12 protein-coding genes are annotated in these 10,908 nt (G+C 39.0%); 10 read left to right on the forward strand and 2 right to left on the reverse strand.

Features of this window, described 5'->3' with window-relative positions; translation table 11 throughout:
* Positions 1–82: 82 nt before the first annotated feature.
* Together HAP68_RS00985 and HAP68_RS00990 are read right to left on the reverse strand one after the other, a co-directional pair.
* Positions 83–775, reverse strand: a complete 693-nt coding sequence (locus HAP68_RS00985) for an LrgB family protein (RefSeq protein ID WP_003156752.1) — start codon at positions 773–775, stop codon at positions 83–85.
* Complete coding sequence (locus HAP68_RS00990; protein WP_003156751.1) at positions 745–1,149, reverse strand: CidA/LrgA family holin-like protein; 405 nt, start codon at positions 1,147–1,149, stop codon at positions 745–747. Before HAP68_RS00990 ends, HAP68_RS00985 begins: the two co-directional genes overlap by 31 nt.
* Before the next feature lie 194 nt (positions 1,150–1,343).
* On the opposite strand from HAP68_RS00990, the gene HAP68_RS00995 reads away from it, so the two are divergent.
* The 10 genes from HAP68_RS00995 to HAP68_RS01040 all read left to right on the forward strand — a co-directional run bounded on the left by HAP68_RS00995 (position 1,344) and on the right by HAP68_RS01040 (position 10,809).
* Positions 1,344–1,775, forward strand: coding sequence for a MarR family winged helix-turn-helix transcriptional regulator (locus HAP68_RS00995; protein ID WP_003156749.1), 432 nt, complete (start codon positions 1,344–1,346; stop codon positions 1,773–1,775).
* Positions 1,776–2,200: 425 nt separating this feature from the next.
* The gene (locus tag HAP68_RS01000; RefSeq protein ID WP_024084822.1) at positions 2,201–3,586 is read left to right on the forward strand and encodes an amino acid permease; all 1,386 of its coding nucleotides are present in this window, start codon (positions 2,201–2,203) and stop codon (positions 3,584–3,586) included.
* Positions 3,587–3,678: 92 nt separating this feature from the next.
* A complete protein-coding gene (locus HAP68_RS01005) occupies positions 3,679–4,383 on the forward strand; it encodes a YjjG family noncanonical pyrimidine nucleotidase (RefSeq protein ID WP_024084823.1) in 705 nt (234 codons plus the stop codon).
* 55 nt (positions 4,384–4,438) lie between these two features.
* Positions 4,439–5,596 (forward strand): sensor histidine kinase, encoded by a 1,158-nt coding sequence (locus HAP68_RS01010; RefSeq protein ID WP_024084824.1) that lies wholly within the window; start codon positions 4,439–4,441, stop codon positions 5,594–5,596.
* Positions 5,597–5,619: 23 nt separating this feature from the next.
* Complete coding sequence (locus HAP68_RS01015; RefSeq protein ID WP_024084825.1) at positions 5,620–6,273, forward strand: response regulator transcription factor; 654 nt, start codon at positions 5,620–5,622, stop codon at positions 6,271–6,273.
* 217 nt (positions 6,274–6,490) lie between these two features.
* Positions 6,491–7,423, forward strand: coding sequence for an ABC transporter ATP-binding protein (locus HAP68_RS01020; RefSeq protein WP_024084826.1), 933 nt, complete (start codon positions 6,491–6,493; stop codon positions 7,421–7,423).
* Between the two features lie 15 nt (positions 7,424–7,438).
* Positions 7,439–8,647 (forward strand): ABC transporter permease, encoded by a 1,209-nt coding sequence (locus HAP68_RS01025; protein WP_024084827.1) that lies wholly within the window; start codon positions 7,439–7,441, stop codon positions 8,645–8,647.
* A 2-nt stretch (positions 8,648–8,649) separates the two neighbouring features.
* Positions 8,650–9,813, forward strand: a complete 1,164-nt coding sequence (locus tag HAP68_RS01030; RefSeq protein ID WP_184123331.1) for an ABC transporter permease — start codon at positions 8,650–8,652, stop codon at positions 9,811–9,813.
* Between the two features lie 55 nt (positions 9,814–9,868).
* Positions 9,869–10,042: a hypothetical protein gene (locus HAP68_RS01035; protein WP_223203784.1), complete on the forward strand. Its 174-nt coding sequence runs from the start codon at positions 9,869–9,871 to the stop codon at positions 10,040–10,042.
* A 71-nt stretch (positions 10,043–10,113) separates the two neighbouring features.
* Positions 10,114–10,809, forward strand: coding sequence for a thioesterase II family protein (locus tag HAP68_RS01040; RefSeq protein WP_024084830.1), 696 nt, complete (start codon positions 10,114–10,116; stop codon positions 10,807–10,809).
* Positions 10,810–10,908: the final 99 nt, after the last annotated feature.

Raw genomic sequence — 10,908 nt, forward strand, 5'->3', positions numbered from 1 at the left:
ATTATTCTTACAAATGAAACATAATAATGGAAGGAAATGAAGTGATCCGCACATGAAAAAAGCTGACGGAGAACCGCCGGCTTTAAATTTGAAACATCCATGCTACGACGGGGCCGAAGACCGACCCTAACACGGCGCAGAGCGTCATGGAAACAGAACTCATGGAGACCGTTAATTCACCGTACTCCATTGCTTTTGAGGTGCCGAGCGCATGGGAGGCGCTCCCGAATGCAATTCCTTTCCCGAGTGAGCTGCGGATGCGGATCCACTTGAGAAGCAGCGGTCCTAAGATAACGCCGGAAAACCCTGCGATCATGACGAACACGACTGTCATGGAAGGGACACCGCCGATACCGGACGCAATCTGTATGGCGACAGGCGTGGTAATTGATTTTGGGATAATTGACAAAATCAAACTCCGGCTGATGCCGAACAGCTCTGCAAATAGCAGGCCGCTGACCATTCCGGAGAATAAACCGGCCAACACGCCGCCGATGATCGGAAACATATACTTGATTAACACCCGGCGCTGCTTATAAAGCGGGTATGCCAAAGCCACCACGGCGGGGCCGAGCAGTGAATTGATCCATTGTCCGCCGATCATATAGTCTTTATACGGAATATGAAAAACAAGCAGCACGGCGATAATGAAAATCGTAGTCGTCAAAACCGGTATGAGAAAGGGGTATGGAAAGCGCACATATAATTTCACCATAGCCAGATAGGCGGCGGCCGTGAACAAAATTATAAGGATTGCGATACATGCTTGCTGCACTTCTTTTTCTCCTTTCTCTGATTGGCTTTATGCTCTAACAGCTGGCTGGCGTACCCTGCGGCGATCATTGTGACGATGGTGCTCAGCACGATGATCAGAAACAGAGCAGCCCCGCTGGCGGAAAACAGTGACGGGTAATTGATGACGCCCGTCATGGCCGGAATGAATAACAGCGGAAGAAAAGACAGCAAAAATCCGGCTCCGTCTTCAATCATTTTGACGGGAATGATCTTAACCGATAAACATATGATCAGCAGGATCAAACCGATGATGCTTCCGGGAATGGGCAGGTGAAAGAACTGCTGAACGGCTCCCCCGATAAAGGAAAATGCGAATAAAATAATGATTTGCAAGATGATGCGTATGACTTTCACAACGATGCTGTTCTTTGGAGAAGAGCAGCTTCCCCCTTTCTTAATGTTTCTATAAGTTTCTTTACTTTTGGCACATATATTTGTACTATACAAATATATGTATGCAAAATATTTCTATATGTTTTCTGAGTAAATGTGCATATGTTTGTATTATACAACTAATGTTGCTGTTGTCAATGTAAGGAGTGAGGCGTTTGTCAAAACAAGATCCGATTGAATTAATTGAATATGAACTCACCACTTTCATCAGGAGAGCTGTTTATCTTGATAACTCCGACCGTAAAATCGGACATCTGGAAAGGGCTGCGTATTTGTTATTACGGCAGCTGGATGAATTCGGGCCGGCGCGTGTGAAGGAATTGGCCGAATCATTTAAGCTGGATATTTCCACATTATCACGCCAGGCAGCGGCCTTGGAGTCGAAAGAGCTGATCCAGCGTTTTTCCGATCCTTCTGACGGGCGGGTCAGTCTGTTTGCGATTACGAAGCTTGGCAAACAGAGGTTAAAAGCTGATAAAAAGATGCGTCTTGAGCGGTATCATCGTATGCTTGACGATTGGTCCGGCGATGAAAAAGAAATGTTCGGCCGGCTTTTGCTGCGGCTGAATGAGGCATTTATCGATTAATGCATGATTTTTGCCGGGTTAAGCAGGATTATGGCGTATACAAGGGAGAATGGAAGAGAGTAAGGCTTTACGCCATTCTGCTTAGCAAAAATAATATTGGATAGGGGGCGGAAAACGTTTCTCCTGGGAAATAATGTTTCTCGGAGGCTGCGGCATTTATTATCTCAATATTCACAATTCAATAAAAATGAAAGCGCTTTATTTTTAGTCCGTTGGTTCAGAGTGCAAGGTGTTTGCCTGAAAAAAACAATTGTATTTTCCACGAAAATTTATTATGATGGAATAAGGAAATTGGAGATTATATAACGATAGGAAGATAGAATATTTCCAATATTGCGGGAAATGAAGATTGAGTTAGGTTCAACAGGTGCACCTTCTGCTTCATTATTTCACATATATCAGAGCTGTTAAGAGGAGGAAGCGAAGTGGCAAACAAAGAATTAAAGAGAGGCTTAGGCGCTCGTCATATACAGATGATTGCGCTGGGCGGCACGATCGGTGTCGGTTTATTCATGGGGTCATCCAGCACGATCGGATGGACCGGGCCGTCTGTCCTGCTGGCTTATGCGATCTCGGGTATCTTTATCTTTTTTATCATGCGTGCGATGGGCGAAATGCTCTATGTAGAGCCGAGTACAGGGTCGTTTGCGACATTCGGCCATAAGTATATACATCCGTTAGCCGGCTATATGACGGCGTGGAGCAACTGGTTTCAATGGGTGATCGTCGGGATGTCTGAAATTATCGCCGTCGGTTCGTATATGAAATATTGGTTTCCTGATCTGCCGGCATGGATTCCCGGCATTATCGCCATGGCCATTCTCGGTGCGGCGAATTTAATTTCAGTAAAATCTTTCGGTGAGTTTGAATTTTGGTTTGCCATGATCAAAATCGTCACCATTATTCTGATGATTGTGGCCGGAATCGGAATTATTTTCTTCGGTTTCGGTAACGGAGGGCATGCGATCGGATTATCTAATTTATGGTCGCACGGCGGTTTCTTTACAAATGGTTTTTCAGGATTTTTCTTTGCTTTGTCTTTGGTTGTTGCGGCCTATCAAGGGGTCGAGCTGATCGGAATTACGGCAGGGGAAGCGAAGGACCCGCAAAAAACGCTGCGAAGCGCGATTCAGAGTATTATCTGGCGGATTTTGATTTTTTACATCGGTGCGATTTTCGTAATCGTTACCGTATATCCGTGGAATGAGCTTCACTCACTCGGCAGTCCGTTTGTTTCGACATTTGCGAAAGTCGGGATTACGGCGGCGGCCGGTTTGATTAACTTTGTGGTGATTACCGCTGCGATGTCCGGATGCAACAGCGGGATATTCAGTGCGGGACGTATGCTTTATACGTTAGGCGTGAACGGACAGGCACCGAAATTCTTTAAGAAAGTTTCTTCGAGCGGTGTGCCGATATTCGGTACGCTTGCGGTATTAATCGGACTTGTGATCGGTGTCGTGCTGAACTACATCGCGCCTCCGAAAATCTTTGTTTATGTGTACAGCGCGAGTGTGCTGCCGGGAATGATTCCGTGGTTCGTCATTTTGATCAGCCATCTCGGTTTCAGAAGAGCGAAAGGCGCTGGGCTTGATAAGCATCCGTTTAAAATGCCTTTTGCGCCGTTTACAAACTATTTGACGATCGCTTTCTTACTCATGGTATTGATCGGCATGTGGTTTAACAAAGATACGCGGATTTCTTTGGTTGTCGGGGTGATTTTCCTGGCGATTGTGACGGTCAGCTATTATGCGTTCGGTATCGGCAAGCGCATGCCTGGTGAAAAATCGAAAATAGAAGACGCTGTATAATTCAAAAAGACACCTCTCTTACAGGGGTGTCTTTTTCGGCTTGTCCGCGAGTGGTATACTGGTTAAAAAAAGCAGAACCGGGGGAAACATCGATGAGTCATTACCGTACGTTATTATTTGATATAGACAATACGCTGCTGGATTTTACCGCTTCAGAAACCGATGCTCTTCAAAAATTGTTCCAAGGTTCAAAGCTGGAGCTGACGGCAGAGGTGGAAGCCCGTTATAAAGCGTTAAATCAAGGGCTGTGGAAGGCGTTTGAAGAGGGGGAAATGACCCGCGATGAAGTGGTGAATACACGGTTTGCCCTTTTGTTTAAAGAATACGGCCTTGAAGCCGACGGCGTGCTGATGAATCAGGCGTACCGCCAATACTTAGAAGAAGGGCACCAGATGATAGACGGAGCTTATGAGCTGATTGAACGGCTGAGTCCTTTATTTGATTTATACATCGTGACGAACGGCGTCTCAACATCACAATATAAGCGGCTGGGCGACTCCGGTCTGTATCCGTTTTTTAAAGATGTGTTTGTATCTGAGGACACGGGTTTTCAAAAGCCGATGAAGGAATACTTTGATTATGTATTTGCGAGAATTCCCGGTTTTTCTGCCGGGCACGGGCTTATTATCGGCGATTCATTGAGCGCGGACATAAAAGGCGGTCAGATGGCGGGAATGGATACGTGCTGGTTTAATCCCGGAAAGAAAGCAAATGAGTCCGGGATCATCCCGACGTATGAAATTCATTCGCTTGATGAGCTGTATGATGTGCTGAACGTGGAGGTTGTCGCTTTATGATTTCTCAATATATATATAATATAATTTATATCAAGTTGTCTCGGGAAGGATTATTATGAAAAATCTTTCTTCAATTAGTACAAGAGTGCTCATAGAGAAAACCATTATTTGTTTTTCCTTATATTCTATTATCAGTTCTATTTTTAAAACGCCAACTTTTACGGCTTCGGAATCCGCTTACCTGCTGATTATCACCATTTTTTTAGTCGTCAACGATCATATCAGATTAAAATACCTAAGCGGTCAGTATTCTTTTAGATATTATGCATCTTTTTTAGTAAGTAACCTTTTATCAGGCATTTTATTGTTTAAAATTAACTGTCTCGGTTCTCAAATATATAATATTTTCTTACTGATCGAGATTATTGTAACAACTCGTAAACTGCCCTGGACTGTAGTAAGTCTGCATTTTATTATTTTTTTTACAGCTCTTAAAGCAGCAGGGACCAGCGGGAAAGATATATTGATGTCCTATTTAGTGATCATGGCTATTATTTATCTGTTTAGAAACGTACTGCTCGAAAAAGCAAAAATACAAACATTAAATAAAGAATTACAAAGTGTAAACACTAAACTTAAGAATTATTCTCAAAAAATTCAAGAGTTAACTATTTCTAAAGAGCGGACAAGAATTGCACAAGAGCTTCATGATTCCCTGGGGCATTATTTGATCGCATTAACAATGAATCTTGAATTCGCCGATAAAATAGTAAGTAAAAATCCCGGCGAGGCTAAACAAGTCATCAATAAGTCACATGATTTATCGAAGGAGTGTATTATTAACCTGAGAGAAGCTGTCGCTTTGCTCAATGACCCTGCTCCTCAAAAAGGGCTTCTGAAATCGATCAATGAGATTTTTGACAATTTTCAGCAAACAAATGAAATAAAATTCGAGCTTGATATGGATAATAAAGTAGAGTCAGCTGATCCAGATATCAAGAATTGTCTCTATAAAACAGTACAAGAGTCTATAACCAACGGGATAAAACATGGAAATGCTACGTTTTTTTCAATAAAAATACGTAAGTCTTTTGAAAAAATCTCTATATCGATAACTGATAACGGAACAGGATGTTCTGAAATTAATAAGTCAAATGGAATAAACGGAATAGAAAAAAGATTTGCCGCACTTGGAGGAGAGGTTGATTTTTATTCAGGGCTAGATTCAGGATTTACTGTGGAAGCCGTAATCCCCGAGATAGCAGATCTTTAATCGGAATGTGAGGAGGTATTGATATGGATATTATCATTGTGGATGATCAGCAAATTGTCAGGGAAGGGCTTAAAATGATTCTGAGTCTGCACGAGGAAATTAATATTGTAGGCGAAGCTTCTAATGGTGAACATTTATTAGATTTGCTAAAACAGATAAGGCCTGAAATCATTTTAATGGATATAAGAATGCCCGTAATGGACGGCATTGAAGCAACAAAGCTAGTTAAAGAGAGATATCCGGATATTAAAGTGATTATCCTGACAACCTTTAACGATAGTGAATACATTTTTACTGGACTGAAAAGCGGTGCTGATGGTTACATACTGAAAGATTCTGATTCACAAGAAATTATTGATTCCATCAAAACAGCATGTGAAGGCAATATTCTGTTAAATCCTAAGGTAACGCTAAAAGTTGTAAAGGCTCTAAATTCGGTAGAACATAATAAAGAGCTTGTTCAAGAAAATAATGAAAAGGAACAGCTGGTGCAATTGCTTACTCCCAGAGAAAAAGAAGTCGCTAAACAGATTATGGAAGGGAAAAGCAACAAAGCTATAAGCGAAGCACTGTTTATTACTGAAGGCACAGTCAAAAATTATGTATCAAGAATACTGGAAAAACTTCAAATGAACAACCGAACGGAGCTTAGCTTATATTTACAAAAGCATATGTGATTCAACTTTTTTCCTTCAATCAGAAAGGAATTTCATCAAATTCCTTTCCTCCATTTTCTTCTGAATATATCCGGACTTACACCTTCCGTATATGACTAAAGTAACGATGCGATTCGTAACTAAAGTAATAAGGTAAATGAGTACTATAGTAAATTCTAAAAATATTCCATTCAGGTTAAAATAAAAGAACCGAAATACCACGAGGGGTGTTTTAATTATGCTTGAATTAAAAAAACTTACCAAAAAATATGATGACTTTACGGCAGTTAATAATATTTCGCTGACTGTAGAAGATGGAGAAGTATTCGGACTATTGGGTCCTAACGGTGCCGGCAAATCAACAATGGTTTCTATGATTAGCACTGTTCTTGCACCTACCAGCGGGACAATTAAAGTAGATAATAAATCACTTAAGGAAAAACCTATTGAGATAAAAAAAATAATGGGGGTTGTTCCACAGGATTTAGCTTTATATGAAACGTTAAGCGCTAAAGATAACTTGAACTTCTTCGGAAGCCTTTACGGGCTGAAAGGGAAAAAGCTAAAAGAAAGAACTGATGAGGTTCTGGAGATTATTGAACTGACAGATAAAAAAAATCAAAATGTATCAGAGTTTTCCGGGGGAATGAAACGCCGGGTCAACATAGGCGTGGCGTTAATGAATAATCCTAAATTATTAATTCTTGATGAGCCTACTGTAGGAATTGATCCGCAATCAAGAAATCATATTCTTGAAACAGTAAAAAGGCTGAATAAAGAAAAAGGAATGACTGTTATTTATACCAGCCACTACATGGAAGAAGTAGAGTATCTTTGCGAGAAGGTGGCAATTGTTGATCATGGATCTCTTATTGCTTTAGGAACGAAAGAAGAACTCAAGGAAAACTTAAATGCTTGTGACACTTTAACTGTTACTTTTAAGGGTGCTGATGAAGAGGCACTCAGCCGGATAAACAGCATTACAGGAATTGATAAAGTGACGGTAGATCATAAACAAATTTCAATGCTTGTATCGACGAAGGAAAGAAACATCATTGAAATTGTAGATGATATCAAAAATCTGGGGATCGACCTCACTAGCTTTAAGTACGAGGAAGTAAATTTGGAAAGCATTTTCCTTCAAATTACAGGGAAAAACCTAAGAGATTAGTAGGAGGAGGCTATCTTGAGAAAATTATTCAACTTATTTTTTCTTGATTTTAAGCTGTTAACAAAAAATAAGTCATTTTATTTAAAGCTGATGCTGTTTCCATCACTGCTAATACTCATATTGGGCAGTGTGTTCAGTAATTCAGATTCAAAAATCGAAGCATTTGATGTAGCTTTTTACTCAGCAGATTCAGGAGAGAGTGTTTCTTTAGGTGATGTCTTAAAGGATAAAGTTTTTAAGAAAGGAGATCTCAAAGATATCATTCATTTAAAAGAAGCTGAGAGCTACAATGACGGTGAAAAATTAGTTAAAGAAGGAAAGGCTGCAGCTTTTATCTATGTACCGGAACACTTTACGAAAGCCGTTATGAACAACGGGAAAACAAATATCGATTTAATTGGAGATAATAATAAGACCATAGATAAAAATATTGTTCAGGCTGTTTTGGAGGGCTTTACGAAAAGCGTGAAAACAATGAGTGCTGAGCAACAAGAAGTAATAAAACATATCAGCCCCGGCGGCAGCGTACCAAAAGAAAAAATAGAAAAAATGATGAACGATTTGGCCGATAATGACGGGATCTCCGCTGATATCCCAAAAGCAGCGACAAATAAAAATGCGGTTCCTGTCGATTCCATGCAGTATTATTCAATTGCAATGGTTGTTATGTTTTCCATTATGACGGCTTTTGTGCTTGTTCATAGCATTGTTGATGAGCGGCAGAATAATACGCTGTTCAGAATTAAATCTACACCGACTTTAAATATTCAGTATGTGCTTGGAAAGTTGACAGGTATTATTTTTGCGATCTTAATGCAGATGACTGCTGTTATTCTGATAAGCTGGGTCGTATTCCGAATGAACTGGGGCAACTTGTTTGATATTTTTGTTATTACGGTAGTATACGCATTTGCTATAGGCAGCATTGTATTGTTTTGGGGTTTTACCGCTAAGGACCACGTGGCGGTGTCCAGTATGGCTTCTCCGGTTCTTTATATTTTTAGTTTTTTGGGAGGCAGTTTTATTCCTAAGAACGGACTGCCTGATAGCTTGAGGGTTGTCCAAGAGATCATACCGAACGGTAAGGCAATAAACTCTTATTTAAAAGTCAAACAGAATATTGGCCTTAGCGGCATGTATATTGATTTGCTTGAGCTAATTGGTATTGGTCTCATCTTTGTCTTTATTAATATTATGGTATTCAACAGGAAGAAGGTGGCGTAGTAGTGCAATTGATTGCCATGATTAAACATCAGCTGAAGCTGATGCTCCGAAATAGATTAGCAATTTTTGCAACTATTTCAGTGCCGTTAATCCTTACATTTTTGTTCTCTTTTTCCCAAGATACGGATAGCAAAGAGAACTTGTATATAGCCAATGCTGATAAAAGCAACTATGCTGCAAAGCTCATTGAAATGATAAAAGAGCATAAAAATATTAAAGTTATAAAGCTAACGGAAAATGAAATAAAGAAAAAAGTCGATGATCAGGATATTCCTTTTGGGGTCGTTATTGAAAAAGGTTTTGGAAAGGAATTGGCGGACAATCACAAGATAAAAATGAAAATCATCCAAAACTATGAGAACGGCAGCGGAACATTGTTAGAGCAGCTGGTCACAAATGAGGCGGGAACTCTTAAAAAGGTAGTTAAAGATTCGCAATATATGTCTGCACAGTTGCATACGGACTCAAAAGATATAGAAAAGAACATTTTCAAGAAATTGAAAAACAATTCAGGAATAGAAGTGAATGACAAAACATTAAGCCAGGGTAAACATACTCAGGATAATGCGACAATGAGATTAATTGGTTTTCTTGTAATGTTTATTTGGTTTGTTGTTATTCAAGGGTTAAGAACACTTATTGATGAAAAAGAGAATAATACTTTCAGCAGATTACTAAGTACGCCTATAAACTATACAAAATATGTTTTATCCAAAATGGCTGCTACTTATATTTCCGGAATCATTCATATAATCGTTATAATACTTGCGGGAAAATACTTACTCAAGATCAGCATAGGTCATAACATCTTTGCCATCGCTGTTATGCTCGCTGTTTATTTATTTGCATTGACCTGCATTACGATGATTATGGTTCCATTTATGAGAAGCCAAAAGCAGTTTACTTCTGCCGCATCGATCATAATTGCAGTAAGCGGAATGATAGGCGGTTCCTTTTTCTCATTGGAAATTGCTCCAAAATATATGCAGGTTATTTCTAAATTTACACCCGAAGCATGGGCAATACAGTCTTTAAACAACATTATCTTTAGTAAGAGTACCTTAGGAACTGAATGGCTTCCGATCGTAATTTTTGCAAGTGTCGGCTTATTAAGTATTATTGTATCTTTCATCTTGATAAGCAGGGAGATTAAAAAAGAAAATTAAATCAACAATAATCGGATAAAATTAACAGATCAAAAAGGACGTGAGGAAATTGGGTATGGAAGAACTATTTGGAATGGCTGAATTAATTATAGGTGTACTCATGAATGTATTTATCGGTAAAATCGGGCAAGTTGCTTTTGGAAAAGATAACAGAACAACAAGGATCATTTTAAGAGTAATAGGAATCTTCCTCATCATCAACGGAGTTTCAAGAGCATTTCATATATAAAATGAGATAGTAAAAACATCCTTTTCAGGGTGTTTTTTTATCGGGTTATTACAAAATTTCTGAGGTGAATTATGAAAAAAATATTTTGTCTTCCGTATGCAGGGGGATCAAGTGCAATATACTATAAATGGAGAAGGTTAATGAGTGACTCTTTAACAATACATCCTATTGAGTTAAAAGGAAGAGGTACAAGAATTAACGAAGATTTTTATGAACATTTAGATGAGGCTGTTAATGATATATATGATCTGATAAAGGATCAAATCAGGGAGTGTGATTATGCTTTATTCGGCCACAGTATGGGAGGCCGATTAGTTTATAAGTTATATTGTAAAATTGCTGAAATGCAGCAGAAGAAGCCCAATCACATATTTTTTTCCGGATGCGGCATTCCTAAAACGAAAAAAGCAGAGGGGATGATTCATGCTTTGCCGGATAATTTATTTTTGCAAAGAATCATGGATATGGGCGGGACTTCGGAAGAACTGTTACATAACAAGGAATTACAACAATTATATCTTCCTATTTTAAGAAGTGATTTCAAAATGTTGGAAAAGGATGTTATTTCTGAAAATAAGAATGTTATGGACTGTGATATAACAGTGTTGCATGGTATTAATGACAAGACGATAAGCTCAGATTTAATATGTAATTGGGGACATTATACTTTAGGGAAATGCAATTTTTATACGTTTGAAGGAAATCACTTTTTTATTCATCAATTTTCGAATGAAATAACTGACATTATAAATAAAACCTTGAGATAAATTGTTGATTGAAAAATCGGGAGTGTTACTTTGTCCCGGTTTTTTTTTATGTTAATACGAAAAATAAAAACTGGGTTAATGTGCTTAGGTGTTTTTCCC

This window comes from Bacillus sp. Bvel1 (assembly GCF_014872755.1).
Taxonomy (GTDB): domain Bacteria; phylum Bacillota; class Bacilli; order Bacillales; family Bacillaceae; genus Bacillus; species Bacillus velezensis.

Coding starts and splice junctions, on each gene's coding strand:
- HAP68_RS01005 (WP_024084823.1), top strand. CDS start 3,679: ATGAGTCATTACCGTACGTTATTATTTGATATAGACAATACGCTGCTG.
- HAP68_RS01010 (WP_024084824.1), top strand. CDS start 4,439: ATGAAAAATCTTTCTTCAATTAGTACAAGAGTGCTCATAGAGAAAACC.
- HAP68_RS01015 (WP_024084825.1), top strand. CDS start 5,620: ATGGATATTATCATTGTGGATGATCAGCAAATTGTCAGGGAAGGGCTT.
- HAP68_RS01020 (WP_024084826.1), top strand. CDS start 6,491: ATGCTTGAATTAAAAAAACTTACCAAAAAATATGATGACTTTACGGCA.
- HAP68_RS01035 (WP_223203784.1), top strand. CDS start 9,869: ATGGAAGAACTATTTGGAATGGCTGAATTAATTATAGGTGTACTCATG.
- HAP68_RS01040 (WP_024084830.1), top strand. CDS start 10,114: ATGAAAAAAATATTTTGTCTTCCGTATGCAGGGGGATCAAGTGCAATA.